Raw genomic sequence first — 15,784 nt, 5'->3', positions numbered from 1 at the left:
TCGCTATTTGGGAACAGCCATCCAGTGATCCGCTACGCGGTGCACGACCACACGCTGGTCGAACACGGCTTCCAGCGCGCGGTGGGTGGCGGTGTCGTCGCAGGCGCCGTGATGCAGCACGCGGCCCCGCGCCATCACAACCATGGCGTCGGCGGCGAGCGCGGCGTTGAGTTCGTGAAGCACGCTCACGACCGTGCGGCCGTTGGCGACGAGTTCACGGGTCGTCTGCATCCAGTCGGCCTGGTGCGGTGGGTCGAGATTGGCGAGCGGTTCGTCCATGAGCAGCACTTCGGCTTCGACGGCCAGCGCACGCGCCAGCAGGACGCGCTGTCGTTCACCGCCCGAGAGTTGGCCGAGGGGGCGATCGCGCCAATCCCAGGCCTGTGTGCAGCGCAACGCGCGCTCGACCGCCGCGCGGTCGGCTTCGCTCGGTGTCGCGAGCCAGCGCTGGTGCGGCAGCCGGCCGAGCATGGCGACGTCGTACACCATGAGGTCGTCCGCACTGCCCTCGCCCGCCCCACCCTGGCCGAGCCAGGACATCCGACGTGCACGCGCCCGCCCGGACAGGGCGCCGAGCGGATGCCCGAGCAACCTGACCTCCCCACCATGCGCCAGCAGGCCTGCCAGCACCTTGAGCAAGGTCGACTTGCCCGCGCCGTTGGGCCCGACGATGCTGGTCCAGCGACCGGCCGCCAGCGTGAGGTCGATGAAATGCAGCACCTCGGTGACGCCCAGCGTGGCGCTGACTCTCCGCGCTTCGAGCGCGGGTTCTCGGGTGATGGCGGGCGCGCTCACATGCCACCCCGCGCACTGCGCCGATGCATGAGCCACAGCAGATAGCTTCCGCCGAGCACCGCGGTCAGCACGCCGACCGGCAGTTCCTGCGGCGCGATCAGCCAGCGCGCAAGCAGGTCGGCCGTCATCAACAGCAGGCCGCCCATGGCACTCGACAGCACGATCAGACGCGCGTGCGTGGTCTTCACGGCCGAGCGCACCAGATGCGGCGCCGCGAGTCCGACGAAGGCGATCAGCCCGGTCTGTGCCACGGCCGTGCCAGTGGCAAGAGCCAGCACCGCGACCAGCGCCGCGCGCATCGCGCCAAGCGGCAGCCCCAGGCTGCTGGCAGTCGCCTCGCCAAGCGCCAGTCCGTCGAGCATGGGCGCCAGGGCCCAGCCGAGCAACAGGCAGAAGGCGCCGAGCCCGCCCATCACGGCACAGGCACTCCATCCGACGAGCCCGGTGCTGCCGAGCATGAAGCCCTGGATGGCCTGCAGAATGTCCGCCGAGGCGATGGTGATCAGGTCCTTGGCTGCACCGAGCACCACGCCCACGATCACGCCGGCGAGCAGCAGGCGCAGGGTCTGCTGCACGCCGCGCGCCAGTGCCAGCGTGAGCAACACCGCCAGCACTGCGCCGATGAAAGCCGCGCCCGTCAACCCGAGACGCACGACCCACTGCGTGCTCACCGGCGACACGCCGAACATCATCAATGCGACAGCCATGCCGAGCGACGCACCGGAAGCGCTGCCCAGCAGATAGGGATCGGCCAGCGGATTGCGAAACAGTCCCTGCGCCACAGCGCCCGCAAGCCCGAGCAACGCACCCGCGAGCCACGCGCCCAAGGTACGCGGCAGGCGGATGTCCCAGACGATCTGCAGCGCAACCGGATCGTGCCGTGCCGCGAGCACGCTCTCGAACCCGGTGCTGCCGATGCCTGCCCCCAGCAACAACAGCCCAGCGGCCAGCGCCAGCAGCACGACACCCAACACCAGCGCGCGGCGATGCTGGTTCTTCACGCGCGCTGACCTCCTGCGGCGTGGCCGGTCACTTCGCCTTCTCCTGAAGGCACTGCGCCATCAGCCGCGCCGCCTCGCCCATGCGAGGGCCGGGCCGCACCAGCACGTCCGATTGCGCAGCCGTGAAACGGCAGATGCGGCCTTCGCGCACTGCCTTGATGCCGCCCCACCCCGGCCGCTGCTCCATCCCCTGCGCACTGCGCTCGCCGACCATGATCAAGTCGGGATTGGCGCGGACCACGAATTCCGGGTTGAGCTTGGGAAACGGCCCGAGCGAGGCCGGCACGATGTTCCGGACGCCGAGTCGTGCGAGTGTCTGGCCGATAAAGGAGTCTTCGCCTGCCGCATACGGCGTGCTGTTGATCTCAAAGTAGACGCGCGTATTCCTCACGCTGGCGGGCAGCGACTGCGCCGCGGCCGACACGCTGGCGTCGATGGCGCGCCACGCGCGCTGCGCATCGTTAGTGCCCAGTACCTGCCCGAGCACATCAAGCACTCGCCGCACGTCGGCGTGGCTCTTCGGTTCGAGCACGAGCACCTTGAGTCCCAATGCTTCGAGGCGCTCCGTGACGCGCGACGACTTGGCGAGCAACACCACGTCGGGCTTCAGCGCGACGATGGCCTCGACGTTCGGATCGATGCCGCCGCCGACCTGCGGCAATCCACGAACCGAATCCGGCCAGTTGGAATAGCGATCGACGCCGACCAGCCTATCGCAGGCGCCCATGGTGCAGACGAATTCGGTCAAGGACGGCAGCAGCGTGACGATGCGCTGCGGCGGCCTGGGCAGGTCCACGTTCACGCCGCGCTCGTCGGTCACGACGACCGCCTGCGCCGCGGCGGCCAGCAGGGCCAAGGCTCCGGTGAGGACCAGCCTTGCAAGAAAATTCATTCGGGTTCTTTCAGGGTCATGGGCAGCCCCGCCATCATCATCGTGACACGGTCGCAGGCGCCGGCCACCTCCTGGTTGAGGCGACCCAGCGCATCGACGAACGCACGCACCTCGCGGCCGAGCGGAATCACCCCCAGGCCGATCTCGTTGCCCACCAGCACCAGCGGGCCGGCCGATCCCTTGATCGCTTCGAGCAGGTCGTCAACTGCCGGGTCGACCAAAGGCATCGCATCCATCGGCCCACTCACCGGCATCAGCAGGTTCGTCAGCCAGAGCGTGAGGCAGTCGACCAGCACCAGCGTCTCCGGGCTGGCGTGCTGGCGGATGACTTGCGCGAGCGCGATGGACTCTTCCACCGTCGACATCGCAGGCACGCGCACTGCTCGATCGTTGCGGTGACGCTCGATGCGCGCGCGCATCTCGTCATCGTGCGCATGCGCCGTCGCGACAAGGACCGCCCGGTGCGCGGGCGACTGCGAAAGCCACGCCGCGGCGAGTTGCTCGCCGCGGCGCGATTTGCCGCTTCTCTGACCACCGAGGATCAGTTCGCGGCGGGCGATGCTCACTTCGGCTGCCACCGCAGAGTCAGGTAGAAGGCACGGCCGGGCTGGTTGTAGCCGTACGCCGTTTCGTATTCCACATCGCCTACGTTCGCAACACGGCCTTGCACGGACCATTCCCTCGCGAAGCGATATTCCGCGTAGAGGTCGACCGTGGTGTAGCTGCTGAGGAAACGCAGGTTGGCAGCGTCGTCGAATCGACTGCCCACGTACAGCGCCGATCCGCCGAGCTTCCAGTCGCCCGCCGCGTAGTCGATGCCGAGCGTCGCCTGGTCCTTCGACCGCCGGGGCAACAGCTTGCCGGTGATCTCGTTGTGCGGATCGAGCGAGTCGTAGCTCGCGTGCAATCCGACATCGCCGAACTGGCCGTCGTAGCTCAGCGTCGCGCCCTGGATACGCGCACGCGGAATGTTCTGAGGCAGCGTCTCGTTGGTGATGAAGCCGTTGATCTTGTTGTCGTAGCCCACCAGTTTCACGGTATGAGCGCCCTGGGTCCAGGTGATGCCGACATCGGTGTTCTTGCCCTCTTCCGGCTGCAGCGCAGGATTGCCGAAGCCTGGGTAGTAAAGCTGGTTGAACGTCGGGGCGACGAAGCTGGTGCCCTGCGAGACGTTGACCCGCCAGTTCGGCGTGATCCGGTAGCCATAGCCTGCGAACCAGTTGTTGTTGTCGCCGAACTGCGAGTTGCTGTCGCGCCGCGCGTTGAGCTGCCAACTGTGCGGGCCGGCATTGCCGTTGAGGCCGACAAAGCCGGAGTTGATGGTGCGATCGGTCACCGAGTACCGCGTGTCGCTGTTGACCTTCTGCTCGCGACTCTCGAGCCCCGCAATCACCGTGCCGATCGACGTGGCGATGTCGTTCTGCCAGAGATACTGGTTCTCCACTGTCTCGAACAGTCCCGGCAGGTTGAAGGGCGCGGCCACGATGGCTCGGCTGTAGTCCTCGCTGCGGGCATAGCGCAGTTGGGTCGTCCAGTTCGACATGACCGCGCCACGCGCACCGACATACGCGGTCTGCGTGCGCAAGGTGCCGCGGGTGTCGCGGTTCGGTCCGTCGTCATAGTGGTTCAGGCCGTCGGCATACAGAATGCCGGCGTCGACCTTCCAATCGGGGTTGATCTGGTAGCCCAGCGAAGCGTTGACCGCGCTTTGCGAGAAGGGGTCGCGATCAGGGTTGTAGTTGCCGAACTGCACCTTGCTGTTGGTCGCTGAAAAACTCCTGTCGATTGTGCGCTGGATGTCCAGCGAATAGGTCGCAGCCCCCGAGGCGCCGCTGAAGCCGCCCGTGATCTGCTTGTAGCTGTCGGTGCCGACCGTGGCCGACGCCCGCGGGCTGAACGCCGGGTCGCCTGCATTGGCCTTGCGGGTGAAGATCTGCACCACCCCGCCCACGGCATCGCTGCCGTACAGCGCCGAGGCAGGCCCCTTCACCACTTCGATGCGGTCGATCATCTCGACGGGAATGTTTTCCCAGGAGGGCGTGCCAGCGGTGGCCGATCCATAGCGGATGCCGTCGATCAGAAGAATGGAGTGGCGCGCCTCGGCGCCGCGGATGAACACGCTGCTCGTCTTGCCGCGCCCGCCGGTGGCCGACACCTGGACACCCGCGAGACGCGCGAGGATGTCGGGCAAGGTGCGATTCGCAAGCTGCTCGATCTGCGCGCGCTCGATGACGACGGTGTCGGACACCAGTTCATCGACGCGCGTCGGCGTGCGGGTCGCGGTCACGACCGTCTCGGGGAGCGCGGGCGTCGTGCCTTGCGAGAGCGCGGGAAGGGCAAGCCCCGCCAGCAAGGGAGCGACCGACAGGGACACGGCATGGGCGCGCGCGAGCGGCCACGGCGAAGCACACCGGGCGGCGCGGATGGAGGAAACGCAAATTTTCATGGGAGCGACAAAGATCAATGTCCTTCACCGGCTTCCCCGCCGGTGCTTGGACGTCATGGCCGCGCGCATGCTTTCAGACATGCGGCAGCCGCCTCGTTGGCCGGTATCCGGGCTGGCAGCGCGACCCTCGTCGCCTTCCCAGGTGCCTGTTTCAGGGCATCCAGTGGCTGATTGACGAGGGCGGCACCCATGGGGCGCCGTCTGCTTGACCGTTGCGGGGGCAGCGCAGGCTGGCTCGGCCCTGGGGGGCCTCGACTCCTGCTTCCCGTTGAACTGCGACGCGTGAACCGCGGCGCGAGCACCAACGCGCGGGATTTTAGGTGGAAACCCGCCACCGCCGGAATCTACAATCGCCCCCCATGCCTGCATCCAGCCGTATTGAACAGATCGCCGAGCGAGTCGAACGCCTGCTCGTGCGCCATGAAGAAGTACAGCGCACCAATGCGTTGCTGCAGGACCAGGTGGACGCGCTCACGCGCGAACGCGATGCGCTCAAGTCCCGGCTCGCCGCGGCGCGCACACGGCTCGATGCCTTGCTCGAGCAGCTGCCGGCCGATCCCTCCCAAGACGCATCCTCTACCTGATGAAACAAATCGAAGTCCAGATCATGGGCCAGAGTTACCTGCTCGGCTGCCCCGAAGGCGGCGAAGCGCAATTGCGTGAAGCAGTCGAAAGAGTCGATGCCGCCATGTGCAAGATCCGGGACGCGGGCAAGGTGAAGGCGCGGGACCGCATCGCGGTGCTGGCATCGCTCAACCTGGCTTTCGACCTCGTGCAGCGCGAGGCCGCGCCTGCCCCGGAAACCGCGGCAGCGCCCGATGCCGGCCCCGACGACGCGCGTGCGTCGCAGTTGATACAGCGTCTCGACCAGGCGCTGGCCGGCGACGGCCATCTGCTGTAACTCGCCGCACGCTGCGCAGTTCGAGTCGTTTCGCCCGCCCTTCCGGGGCCAGCACCTGCGGCCGGCAAAGCCGATTCCGTGCTGTTACCGATCCGGGGTCGCCACAGAGGGTTGCGGTGGGCGTAAAATCCACCGTGTCTGCGGTGCGCGTCGGGCTCTATATGTCCTTGTTCCAATGCTCTACGGAGCAGGGCTTGGTATATCGCTCGGCGGGTGTGATCATCTCGCGTCAGATGAACCCGAAGCCTTGCTGCCCTCGCCCACCTGAACCCCGGTTCAGGATGCGAGTCCGGCCCACACTCGCAGACACCTATTCATGACGGCCACGGCCCCTCCCACGGGGCCGTGGCTTTTTTCTGGACTCGCTTGCTTTCATGACGATCGAACCCATCCTGATCGCCGAACTCGCCCTGCTCGGCGTCGGCACCGGCTTTCTCGCAGGCCTGCTCGGCATCGGCGGCGGCATGCTGATGGTGCCCTTCATCACGATCATCCTGGGCAACCGTGGCGTGGCCGCCGACCTGGCGGTCAAGATGGCGATTGCGACTTCGATGGCGACGATCATCTTCACGTCGATCTCCAGCGTACGCGCGCACCACAAGCGTGGCGCCGTGCGCTGGGACATCGTGCGGCGTCTCGCACCCGGCATCGTGATCGGCAGCCTGATCGGCAGCCTCGGCGTCTTCGCGCTGCTCAAGGGCACAGCGCTCGCGATCTTCTTTGCGCTGTTCGTCGGCTTTTCGGCGACGCAGATGTTCCTCGACAAGAAGCCGAAGCCCACGCGCCAGATGCCGGGCACGGCCGGCCAACTGGGCGCAGGCGGCGCCATCGGCTTCATCTCCGGACTGGTCGGCGCTGGCGGCGGCTTCATCAGCGTGCCTTTCATGACCTGGTGCAACGTCGCGATCCACAACGCGGTGGCAACCAGCGCAGCGCTGGGCTTTCCGATCGCGGTCGCCAACGTGGTCGGCTATGTCTGGAGCGGCCAATCGGTACAGGGACTTCCGGAAGGGTCCTTCGGCTACATCTGGCTGCCCGCGCTGGGCGTGATCGCGATCTGCAGCTTTCTCATCGCGCCACTGGGGGCCAAGGCGGCGCACAGCCTGCCGGTAAGCAAACTCAAGCGGGTGTTCGCGAGCATCCTCTACGTATTGGCTGCCTACATGCTCTGGAAGGGGCTGCACGGCTGAGATAGCGGCGCGGGCACGGGCGCAGTCCGGAAAGCTTGAGGTGGCGCAACACACGGCGCCGTGCCTCGCTTAAAGTCTGTGCACTCGTACTCAGGAGAACTCCATGTTCCAGCGCATCCTGGTTGCCACCGACGGCTCTCCGCTTTCGAAGAAGGCCGTGGCGAGCGCCATCGAGCTTGCAACGCAGAACGGAGCCGAGTTGGTCGCGCTGACGGTCGTGCCCCGCTACCCCAAGAACTACTTCGACGGCGCCGCCGTCTTCACGCCCGAAGACGTCGCGCGCATCGAGAAGCAATGGGCGGATGCCGCGCAGGAAACGCTCGATGCCGTCGCCAAGCGCGCCAAGGCCAGCGGCGTGAAGATCAAGACCGTGACGGTCAGTTCCGACCTCGTGGCGGAGGCGATCGTCAATGCCGCGAAGAAGCACAAGAGCGACATGATCGTGATGGCATCGCATGGCCGCAAGGGCATCAAGCGACTGCTGCTCGGCAGCGAAACCCAGCACGTGCTCACGCACTCCGAATTGCCGGTCTTGGTGCTGCGCTGATACCGGTTTATAACGAGGTCGCGCGGTGCTTTCGCCGCGGACTGCGAAACATCGAGAGGTAGTGCATGAAGATCCTGATCGCCATTGACGGCAGCTCGCACACGCAGAAGGCCATCGAATACCTGGCCAAGCATCGGACCATGTTCGTCGACGGCAATGAACTGGTACTGGTGCACGTATGCATCGGCGTTCCGGGCCACGTGGCACGCCATCTCAGCAAGGGAGTGATCACCGACTACTACGCCGAGGAAACCGCGAAGGTGATCGACCCGGTCAAGGCGCTGCTCGCGAAGGGCGGTATCACCAACTACGTCATCGACCAGCGGCACGGCCATGCCGCCGAAGAGATCCTCAAGGCAGCAGAGGCCGCCAAGGTCGACCTCATCGTGATGGGCACCCACGGCCATGGCATCTTCGGCCGCGCATTGATGGGCTCGGTCGCCACCAAGGTGGTGGCGGAAACCGATATCTCCGTGCTGCTGGTGCAGTAAGGACTCAGCCCTCGAAAAGGCGCTTGTGCTGCTCCCGCAGCAGCGCCTTCTGCACCTTGCCCATCGCGTTGCGCGGCAATTCGGCCACCACGAAGCAGCGCTTGGGAATCTTGAAGTTCGCGAGTTTCGACTTGAGTTCGGCGATGATCGCCTCGCCGTCGAGCGATGCACCCGGGCGTGGTGTCACGATTGCTACGCCCACCTCGCCGAAGTCCGCATGCGGCACGCCCACCAGGGCACTTTCGGCAACACCGGCCATCTCGTTGATGTAACCCTCGATCTCGGCCGGGTAGACGTTGTAGCCGCCGCTGATGATCAGGTCCTTGCTGCGTCCGACGATCGTCACGTAGCCGAGTCCGTCGACCTTGCCCACATCGCCTGTCTTGAAGTAGCCGTCGGCGGTGAATTCCTCCTTCGTCTTTTCCGGCATGCGCCAATAGCCAGCGAAGACATTGGGGCCATCGACTTCGATATGGCCGATCTCGTCGGTCGGGCACGCCTCGCCTGCGTCGTTGCGCACGCGAAGCTGGACGCCGGGCAGCGGAAAGCCCACGGTGCCGCCACGGCGCTCTCCCGCAACCGGCTTGTAGGGGTTGGAGGTGAGCATCACCGTCTCGCTCATGCCGTAGCGTTCGAGGATGGTGTGGCCCGTGCGCTCGCGCCATTCGTTGAAAGTCTCGATCAGGAGCGGCGCCGAACCGGAGATGAAGAGCCGCATGTTGCTGCACGCCTTGCGCGTAAGGCCGCGCTCCGCAAGCATGCGGACATAGAGGGTCGGCACGCCCATGAACACCGTGGCCTCGGGCAAGCGCGCCACCACGCGCTTCGGATCGAAGCGGTTGAGCCAGATCATCTTGCTGCCGCTGATGAGCGCACCGTGGATCGCAACGAAGAGCCCGTGGACGTGAAAGATCGGCAATGCATGAATCAGGACGTCGCCGCCCTGCTCCGCCGTTCGCCAACCCCAATAGTCCTTCAGCACTTCGGCATTCGACCGCAGGTTGCGATGCGTGAGCATGGCGCCCTTGCTGCGACCCGTGGTGCCGCTGGTGTAGAGGATGGCGGCAAGGTCGTCGTCCGCCTTCCGCGCGACGGCGTGCCTGTCGCTGCATTGCGCAGCCACTTCGAGCAAGGTGCCCTTGCGGTTGTCGTCGAGCGTGAAGACATGCCGCGTACCGGCCGCCGTGGCAATGGGCGCAACCCACGAGGCGTTCGCGCTGCTGCAGACCACGACCTCCGGTTCGGCATTGCCGATGAAGTATTCGATCTCCGCTTCGCGATAGGCGGTGTTGAGCGGCAGGAAGACATACCCTGCGCGCAGGGTGGCGAGATAGAGCAGCAAGGCCTCGACGGATTTTTCGACCTGCACGGCGATGCGCGCGCCCTCCTGGAGCTTCAGTGCATCGAGAAGGTTGGCGATCATCGCGCTCGCGCGGTCGAGGTCTCGCCACGAATACAGAAGCCCGTCATCGGTCTCGATCGCGATCTGGTCGAGGTCGGACGGAAAAGCCGCGCGCAGTGCGGCGAAGAGATTGGCGTTGGTCGGTTCGGTCATGGTGTTTTCAGAAGACGGGTGCGCGCTTGGAGAGGAAGGCCGCGATGCCTTCACGATGCTCGGTGGAGTCCGCGTAGTCGTAGGCGGCCGCGAGCAGCGGCCCGATCGATTCGTGCCCCGCGGATCGGCGGAGGGCCGCGAAAGTGCGCTTGTTGAGTCGAGCGGCCTCGGGTGCCAGCGCGGCAATGCGATGTGCATGGGCCAGAACCTCTGCGGTCAGCTCCGCATCGGGCAGCACGCGCAACAGGAAGCCAGCGTCGTAGAGGCGATCGGCGCCATGCACACTGGCGGCGAGCAGCATGTCGCGCGCGAGCGCGTCGCCGACCGCGCCGTGCACGAGCGCCGCCTCGCGCGGCGCCATCGGAAAGCCCAGCTTCGCGATGGGCGCGCCGAACCTGGCCGAAGCACTCGCCAGGCGAATGTCGCAACAGCTCGCGATTTCAAGGCCGGCGCCCATGCAGGCGCCTTCGATGCGGGCCACCATCGGCAACTCGCAGGCCAGCATCGCGGCGAGCGCGGCCCACACTTCGTTCTCGTGGAATTCGCGCAGGCGCGCTTCGTCGAAACGGAAGGACGGGTACTCGGAAATGTCGCCTCCGGCACAGAAGGCCGCGCCTTCGCCCACGACGACGACACAGCGCAGCGACGCATCCTGCGCCAGCCCTTCGAAGACGGCGCGGAGTTCGCGCCACATGGCGCGCGTCATCGCGTTGAGCCTGCTCGCGTTTGCAAGCGTCACGAACGCGACCGGGCCCTCGCTGCACAACCGGATCGAAGCCGTCATTCCAGCTTGGCTCCCGAAGCCTTGACCACCTCGGCCCAGCGCTTGATCTCGGCGTTCACGAACGCACCGTATGCGGGGCCGTAGAGGCTTGGAATCTCCGAGCCGTTACTGGCCCAGATGGTCTTGAGCTCATCGGTTGCGAGCGCTTTCTTCATGTCGTCGATGATTCTCGACTGCACGTCGGCGGGGGTGCCCTTGGGGGCCCAGAGGCCGTACCAGGTGGTCACGGTGTAGTCCGGCAGCCCGACCTCGGCCGCGCACGGCACGTCGGGAAAGGCGGGGTTGCGCTTGCCGCCTGCGACCATCAGTGCCTTGATACGGCCCGCCTTGATGTGCTGCGCCGATGAGCCGAGTCCGTCGAACATCACATCGACGTTGCCGGCGATCAGGTCCTGCAGCGCGGGACCGGCGCCCCGATAGGGAATGTGCGTGATGAAAGTGCCCGTCTGGATCTTGAACAACTCGCCCGCCAGGTGGTGCGAGGTCCCCGCGCCGGCAGAAGCGTAGTTGAGCTTGCCGGGGTTCTGCTTGGCGGCGGCAATGAATTCCTTCAGCGTCGCTGCGGTCACGCGCTTGGGATTGACAACGACCACCTGCGGCACATTGGCCAACAGCATCAGCGGCACGAAGTCCTTCACGATGTCGTAGTCCAGCTTCGGGTAGACCGACGGCGCGATGGCATGGTGGACGGCGCCCATGAAGAGCGTGTAGCCGTCCGGCTGCGCCTTCGCCGCGATGCTGGCGCCCAGGGTTCCGCCAGCGCCGCCCCGGTTGTCGATCACCAGCGTCTGGCCCGTGATCCGGCTGAACTGCGCCGACAGCGGCCGCGCGAAGGCGTCGGTACCACCGCCTGCCGGGAACGGAACGATCATCGTCACCGGTTTGGTCGGCCAACCGGCCTGGGCGCCCGCGCCACCGGATAGAACCGCGGTGGCGGTGGCGGCGGCGAGGCGCAACACGTCGCGCCGCTGGAAATTGGGGGTCATTTGCTTGTCTCCTGTCGTTGTGGACTCTCGTGCGCCGGGGCCTTCGGCGCGCTGGAATAGGCCCTCTGCCAATCAATTCTTGAGGAAGAGATCGTCGATGTCGCCGGACACAGCGACCTTGCCTTGCGCCAGCAGCGCCCGATGCTTGTCGAGGCGCTTCAGATCGTAGAGATAGTTGACCATGAGCCCGTAGGACTGCTTCAGCCCCTTGGGCGAGGGATCGCCGGCCCAGTTGAGGCGCTCCACCCGGGCGCCGTTGCCCAGATGAAAGCGCGCGACCGGATCGACCGGCTTGCCGTCGGCGGTCGCCCGGCCGAGGTATTCGGCAGCCGAATTCAGCAACAGCTGGCGCACCGGCGACTTGGCATCGAGCGCACTCGTCTCGTCGGCCGCGGCCAGAAAGCGCTCGGCCGTGGGCGGCAGCGAGCCGACGACACGGCCCAGCTCCGTCGCCCGCTTTTCGTCGAGCCGCTCCACCATGCCGGCCGCGTGCTTGGCGAGCCACGCGCGAAACCCCGGGATCGGCGACAGCGTCGCGAAGGTCTTCAGGCGCGGCAGTTCTTCCTGCAGCGTCTCGACCACGCGCTTGATCAGCGAGTCACCGAAGCTCACCCCGCGCAGGCCGGTCTGCGTGTTGCTGATCGAATAGAAGATCGCGGTCGTGGCCTTGTCGGGCTTGACCAGCGCAGCCGCTTCGTCGAGCAGGGGCACGATGCCTTCGCTGACCTTGTCGACCAGCGCCACCTCCACAAAGATCAGCGGAGTATTCGGCAGCCGCGGGTGGAAGAAACCGTAGCAACGGCGATCGCTGTCGAGCCGGTTCTTGACGTCGGCCCAGCTCTTGATGTCGTGAACGGCCTCGTACTGGATCAGCTTTTCGATGAGGGAGGCCGGCGAGTCCCAGCTGATGCGCCGCAGGTCCAGGAAAGCCACGTCGAACCATGTCGAGAACAGGTGTTCGAGCTCGGCGTCCAGAGGCACCAGCCGGCGGTCACCCTTGAGGTGCGGCAGCAGTTCGGCGCGCAGGTCGACCAGGAAACGCATGCCGTCGGGGTCGATGGCAAAGCGCTGCAGCAGACGCGCACGCGGAGAGGCCAGCGCACGCCGCAAGTGCACCTCGGCCTGCCCTTCGTCGGGCGTACCGACGGCGGCCTCGTGCCGGTCGCGGGCGCTGCTGAGCTTTTGCACGTCAGGCGCGAAGCGTTCGCTCATGAGCAGCCAGATGTCGCGCCGCTCATCCAGGTCGCGGCCGGCGTACCACTGCACGACTGCGTGGGCGCGGCGGCCTGCCTCGACCTCGCTCACGCTGGGGTCGACCACCGCCTGGAGTTCGACCAGCGCGCGGCGCAGCGCACGCGGCGCGAGCGCCTCGCCGTTGCGGCGCAGCGTGGCCTCCAGCCGGTCGGCCAGCGGTCGCGGGCCGGAAGTGGATGCCGTCTTCTTCGCTTCCGGGTCGTTTCCCGGGCGCAAGCGCGAGACGCTGCGCGTGATCCAGTCGCTGGCATTCATGAAATGAGCTTGGCCTTCTGTTGCAGCGCAACCGCCCGCAGGGCTTCGCGCTGCCGGTTGAGATGGGTGCGCATCGCGGCCTCCGCGCCGTCGCTGTCGCGCGCCTTGAGCGCGGCGAACACTGCGAGATGCTCCGAGAGGCTCTGGTCCAGCCGCCCCGGCGCATGCAGCTGCTGCAGCCGCGCGAGCTTGAGGATCTTGCGCAAATCGCCGATCACCTGCGCGAGCCAACGGTTGTCGGCCAGCATGATGATGGCCTCGTGGATCGCGAAGTTGGTGGCGTAGTACTCGTTGATGCGCCTGGCACGCGCGTTCTTCGCGAGCCTGAGGTGCAAGGTTTCGAGGGCTTCGAGGTCGGCGTCGCTCGCATTGCGTGCAGCCTCCCAGGCACAACGACCTTCCAGCAGTGCGATCACCGGAAAGATGTCGTCCAAGTCACGTTGGGTGACCTCTGCCACGAAGCAGCCGCGCCGCGGTTCGTGCCGCAGCAGCCCTTCGGCCGTGAGCACCTTCAGCGCTTCACGCAGCGGCGTGCGCGAGATCTCCAGGCGCGCGCACAGCGCTGCCTCATCGACAAAGCTGCCCGGCGCCATCGTCCCGGCGAAGATTTCCTCGCGCAGGGTGGCGGCGACTTCGTCGTGCAGGGAGTTGTGGACGAGGCGCATGGGCAGGCGAAAGATTCAATTCGGAGTCGACTGTGATTTCTGGAAATTACGCGTAATTATCAGAACTGCACGCCCCGCAAGCAAAGCATTTCTGCCCTCGGAAATACCCTGCCACGCGGCCAGCGCTCAGGCTCGCGCGGTCGCGACCGTCCTCTGGGCAGGCGCGCTGACATAAAGCCAGACGCCGAACACGATCATCGGTACGCAGAGCCATTGCCCCATGCTCATATTGAGTGCGAGCAGCCCGAGGAAGTCATCCGGCTCGCGGAAATATTCCGCGATGAAGCGCATGAGGCCGTAGCCGATCAGGAATACCGCGGACACCCGGCGTTCGCGCCGTTCCTTGCGGGCATAGAGCCACAGCAGCGCGAAGAGCAGCAGCCCCTCCAGCAGGAATTGATAGACCTGCGAAGGATGGCGCGGCAGCATCGATCCGCTTTGCGGAAACACCATGCCCCAAGGCAGGTCCGGGCTGCTGAAGCGGCCCCAGAGCTCGCCGTTGATGAAATTGCCGACGCGGCCCGCGGCCAGCCCGGTGGGAACACAGGGCGCCACGAAATCCATCACCTGCCAGAAGGGCCGCGAACGCGAGTGCGCAAACCAGACCATCGAGGCGATCACGCCCAGCAGCCCGCCATGGAAGCTCATGCCGCCCTGCCACACAAAGAAGATCTCGAGCGGGTGCGTGAGATAGAAGCCTGGCTTGTAGAACAGGCAGTAGCCCAGCCGGCCTCCGACGATCACACCCATCACGCCGAGGAAAAGGATGTCTTCGAGGTCCTTGCGGGTCCAGGCGCCCGGTCCGGTGATGGAGCGGAACGGCTCGTGCCGCAGCCTGCGCGTGCCGAGAAAAAAGAACAGCGCGAAAGCGGCGAGATAGGTCAGGCCATACCAATGGATGGCGATCGGCCCGAGCTGCAGGGCCACGGGATTGATCTGCGGGTACATGAGCATGGGTGGATTAAAACACCCCGAGGCTTGCCCACTTCCTGTGGCCGCCTCCCCTCTTGCAGGGGGCAATCTCCGCAGATCAGCGGAGCCGGACCCGGTGGCATTCCGGACTTCAGGCCTTGATGAAGCTGATGAAGCGAGCCAAGGCCGGGTTGTTGGCGTGGGCAGGCCAAACGAGGCTGGTTTCGCAGCTGGGCAGAGGTACGGCCGAGCGACGGCGCCCGGCGGGCTCGAACTCGCCCGCGGCACGGTAGACCACGCCGGAGCGCCGGAACTGCGTGACGCTTTCGGGGACCCAGGCGACCCCGAGGCCGCCCCACACCAGGTTCACGATGGTCTGCATCTGGATGGCTTCCTGCGCGATTTCGGGGGCCCGGCCGGCCGCGTGGTACAGACCAAAGATGGCGTCGTGCAGCGACGGGACGATACGGCGCGGGAAGATGACGAGTGGCTCGGCGAGAGCGTCGGCGAGGGACACCTTGCTCGCCTTCGCCAGCGGGTGCCCGGCCGGCAGCGCAAGGACCAGGGGCTCCTCGGAAACCGCCAGCCGGTCCAGGCCCGGCGGCGCGAAGCCGGGGGAATGCAGCATCAGGCCGGCATCGATCTCGCCGCGTGAAATGGCTTCGAGCTGCACGTCGCCGGTGGCTTCGACCAGCTCCAGTGCCACCTCCGGGCACTGGATGCGGAACTCACGCACCCACGCGGGCAGGCGCTCGAAGCCGATGGTGGAGACGAAAGCGAGACGTACGCGGCCCACCTCGCCTGCAGCCGCCGCCTTGGCCCGCGCCGGTAGCGCCTGTGCACGAGCCAGCAGTTCGCGGACGTCGGGCAGCAGCGCCTCGCCAGCCGGCGTGAGCGCGACGCGCCGCCGCGTGCGGTCGAACAGCACGACGCCCAGCGTCTTCTCGATCTGCGCGATGGCCTGCGTGACTGGGGGCTGCGTCATGTGCAGGCGCTGAGCGGCGCGGCCGAAATGGAGTTCTTCGGCGACGGCGACGAACTGCCGCCAGGCGCGCAAGTCGATCCAGGCTTCTTTCATATGCCGAGCATATCAATCGGACACAAAAAACG

The 15,784-nt window shown here is 66.3% G+C and carries 17 protein-coding genes and 1 riboswitch; of the genes, 5 read left to right on the top strand and 12 right to left on the bottom strand.

What is annotated here, in order from left to right; genetic code table 11:
* Positions 1–3 precede the first annotated feature (3 nt).
* From QTH90_RS01045 to QTH90_RS01025, 5 genes are read right to left on the bottom strand one after another with little or no spacing between them, the layout of a single operon-like run.
* Positions 4–780, bottom strand: coding sequence for an ABC transporter ATP-binding protein (locus QTH90_RS01045; protein WP_286664435.1), 777 nt, complete (start codon positions 778–780; stop codon positions 4–6).
* Positions 781–791: 11 nt separating this feature from the next.
* Positions 792–1,796: a FecCD family ABC transporter permease gene (locus QTH90_RS01040; RefSeq protein WP_286662693.1), complete on the bottom strand. Its 1,005-nt coding sequence runs from the start codon at positions 1,794–1,796 to the stop codon at positions 792–794.
* Positions 1,797–1,824: 28 nt separating this feature from the next.
* Positions 1,825–2,688: an ABC transporter substrate-binding protein gene (locus QTH90_RS01035; protein WP_286662692.1), complete on the bottom strand. Its 864-nt coding sequence runs from the start codon at positions 2,686–2,688 to the stop codon at positions 1,825–1,827.
* Entirely contained in the window at positions 2,685–3,254 is a 570-nt protein-coding gene (gene cobU / locus QTH90_RS01030; RefSeq protein ID WP_286662691.1) for a bifunctional adenosylcobinamide kinase/adenosylcobinamide-phosphate guanylyltransferase, read from the bottom strand. Before cobU ends, QTH90_RS01035 begins: the two co-directional genes overlap by 4 nt.
* Positions 3,251–5,134, bottom strand: a complete 1,884-nt coding sequence (locus tag QTH90_RS01025) for a TonB-dependent receptor domain-containing protein (RefSeq protein WP_286662690.1) — start codon at positions 5,132–5,134, stop codon at positions 3,251–3,253. The genes cobU and QTH90_RS01025 overlap by 4 nt, the downstream gene beginning before the upstream one ends.
* An 81-nt stretch (positions 5,135–5,215) precedes the next feature.
* Positions 5,216–5,454: riboswitch (cobalamin riboswitch) on the bottom strand.
* A 39-nt stretch (positions 5,455–5,493) separates the two neighbouring features.
* On the opposite strand from QTH90_RS01025, the gene QTH90_RS01020 reads away from it, so the two are divergent.
* The 5 genes from QTH90_RS01020 to QTH90_RS01000 all read left to right on the top strand — a co-directional run bounded on the left by QTH90_RS01020 (position 5,494) and on the right by QTH90_RS01000 (position 8,263).
* Positions 5,494–5,718 carry a DUF904 domain-containing protein gene (locus QTH90_RS01020; protein ID WP_286662689.1) on the top strand — a complete coding sequence of 75 codons (225 nt, stop codon included), beginning with the start codon at positions 5,494–5,496 and terminating at the stop codon, positions 5,716–5,718.
* A complete protein-coding gene (locus tag QTH90_RS01015; RefSeq protein ID WP_286662688.1) occupies positions 5,718–6,035 on the top strand; it encodes a cell division protein ZapA in 318 nt (105 codons plus the stop codon). The genes QTH90_RS01020 and QTH90_RS01015 overlap by 1 nt, the downstream gene beginning before the upstream one ends.
* 374 nt (positions 6,036–6,409) lie before the next feature.
* Positions 6,410–7,225: a sulfite exporter TauE/SafE family protein gene (locus QTH90_RS01010; protein WP_286662687.1), complete on the top strand. Its 816-nt coding sequence runs from the start codon at positions 6,410–6,412 to the stop codon at positions 7,223–7,225.
* A gap of 103 nt (positions 7,226–7,328) precedes the next feature.
* Positions 7,329–7,772: a universal stress protein gene (locus QTH90_RS01005; protein WP_286662686.1), complete on the top strand. Its 444-nt coding sequence runs from the start codon at positions 7,329–7,331 to the stop codon at positions 7,770–7,772.
* A gap of 65 nt (positions 7,773–7,837) precedes the next feature.
* Positions 7,838–8,263 carry a universal stress protein gene (locus QTH90_RS01000; protein ID WP_286662685.1) on the top strand — a complete coding sequence of 142 codons (426 nt, stop codon included), beginning with the start codon at positions 7,838–7,840 and terminating at the stop codon, positions 8,261–8,263.
* 4 nt (positions 8,264–8,267) lie between these two features.
* Here the strand turns inward: QTH90_RS01000 and QTH90_RS00995 are convergent, their stop codons facing one another.
* From QTH90_RS00995 to QTH90_RS00965, 7 genes are all read right to left on the bottom strand, one after another.
* Positions 8,268–9,818, bottom strand: a complete 1,551-nt coding sequence (locus tag QTH90_RS00995; protein WP_286662684.1) for a malonate--CoA ligase — start codon at positions 9,816–9,818, stop codon at positions 8,268–8,270.
* A gap of 7 nt (positions 9,819–9,825) precedes the next feature.
* Positions 9,826–10,602, bottom strand: a complete 777-nt coding sequence (locus QTH90_RS00990; RefSeq protein WP_286662683.1) for an enoyl-CoA hydratase/isomerase family protein — start codon at positions 10,600–10,602, stop codon at positions 9,826–9,828.
* Complete coding sequence (locus QTH90_RS00985) at positions 10,599–11,588, bottom strand: Bug family tripartite tricarboxylate transporter substrate binding protein (protein ID WP_286662682.1); 990 nt, start codon at positions 11,586–11,588, stop codon at positions 10,599–10,601. Before QTH90_RS00985 ends, QTH90_RS00990 begins: the two co-directional genes overlap by 4 nt.
* 72 nt (positions 11,589–11,660) lie before the next feature.
* A complete protein-coding gene (locus QTH90_RS00980; RefSeq protein WP_286662681.1) occupies positions 11,661–13,097 on the bottom strand; it encodes a malonyl-CoA decarboxylase in 1,437 nt (478 codons plus the stop codon).
* A complete protein-coding gene (locus tag QTH90_RS00975; RefSeq protein ID WP_286662680.1) occupies positions 13,094–13,762 on the bottom strand; it encodes a GntR family transcriptional regulator in 669 nt (222 codons plus the stop codon). The genes QTH90_RS00980 and QTH90_RS00975 overlap by 4 nt, the downstream gene beginning before the upstream one ends.
* Positions 13,763–13,888: 126 nt before the next feature.
* A complete protein-coding gene (gene lgt, locus QTH90_RS00970) occupies positions 13,889–14,716 on the bottom strand; it encodes a prolipoprotein diacylglyceryl transferase (RefSeq protein WP_286662679.1) in 828 nt (275 codons plus the stop codon).
* Positions 14,717–14,825: 109 nt separating this feature from the next.
* Positions 14,826–15,752 carry a LysR family transcriptional regulator gene (locus tag QTH90_RS00965; protein WP_286662678.1) on the bottom strand — a complete coding sequence of 309 codons (927 nt, stop codon included), beginning with the start codon at positions 15,750–15,752 and terminating at the stop codon, positions 14,826–14,828.
* Positions 15,753–15,784: the final 32 nt, after the last annotated feature.

The organism is Variovorax flavidus, from assembly GCF_030317145.1.
GTDB lineage: Bacteria > Pseudomonadota > Gammaproteobacteria > Burkholderiales > Burkholderiaceae_C > Variovorax > Variovorax flavidus.
This window is presented reverse-complemented; position numbering and strand designations above follow the sequence as displayed.

Bases quoted from the DNA above. Each gene is read 5' to 3' on its own strand.
- QTH90_RS01000 (WP_286662685.1), top strand. From the start codon at position 7,838: ATGAAGATCCTGATCGCCATTGACGGCAGCTCGCACACGCAGAAGGCC.
- QTH90_RS00980 (WP_286662681.1), bottom strand. From the start codon at position 13,097: ATGAATGCCAGCGACTGGATCACGCGCAGCGTCTCGCGCTTGCGCCCG.
- QTH90_RS00985 (WP_286662682.1), bottom strand. From the start codon at position 11,588: ATGACCCCCAATTTCCAGCGGCGCGACGTGTTGCGCCTCGCCGCCGCC.
- QTH90_RS01005 (WP_286662686.1), top strand. From the start codon at position 7,329: ATGTTCCAGCGCATCCTGGTTGCCACCGACGGCTCTCCGCTTTCGAAG.
- QTH90_RS00995 (WP_286662684.1), bottom strand. From the start codon at position 9,818: ATGACCGAACCGACCAACGCCAATCTCTTCGCCGCACTGCGCGCGGCT.
- QTH90_RS01035 (WP_286662692.1), bottom strand. From the start codon at position 2,688: ATGAATTTTCTTGCAAGGCTGGTCCTCACCGGAGCCTTGGCCCTGCTG.
- QTH90_RS01020 (WP_286662689.1), top strand. From the start codon at position 5,494: ATGCCTGCATCCAGCCGTATTGAACAGATCGCCGAGCGAGTCGAACGC.
- QTH90_RS00965 (WP_286662678.1), bottom strand. From the start codon at position 15,752: ATGAAAGAAGCCTGGATCGACTTGCGCGCCTGGCGGCAGTTCGTCGCC.
- lgt (WP_286662679.1), bottom strand. From the start codon at position 14,716: ATGCTCATGTACCCGCAGATCAATCCCGTGGCCCTGCAGCTCGGGCCG.
- QTH90_RS00975 (WP_286662680.1), bottom strand. From the start codon at position 13,762: ATGCGCCTCGTCCACAACTCCCTGCACGACGAAGTCGCCGCCACCCTG.
- QTH90_RS01025 (WP_286662690.1), bottom strand. From the start codon at position 5,134: ATGAAAATTTGCGTTTCCTCCATCCGCGCCGCCCGGTGTGCTTCGCCG.
- QTH90_RS01010 (WP_286662687.1), top strand. From the start codon at position 6,410: ATGACGATCGAACCCATCCTGATCGCCGAACTCGCCCTGCTCGGCGTC.
- QTH90_RS01015 (WP_286662688.1), top strand. From the start codon at position 5,718: ATGAAACAAATCGAAGTCCAGATCATGGGCCAGAGTTACCTGCTCGGC.
- QTH90_RS00990 (WP_286662683.1), bottom strand. From the start codon at position 10,602: ATGACGGCTTCGATCCGGTTGTGCAGCGAGGGCCCGGTCGCGTTCGTG.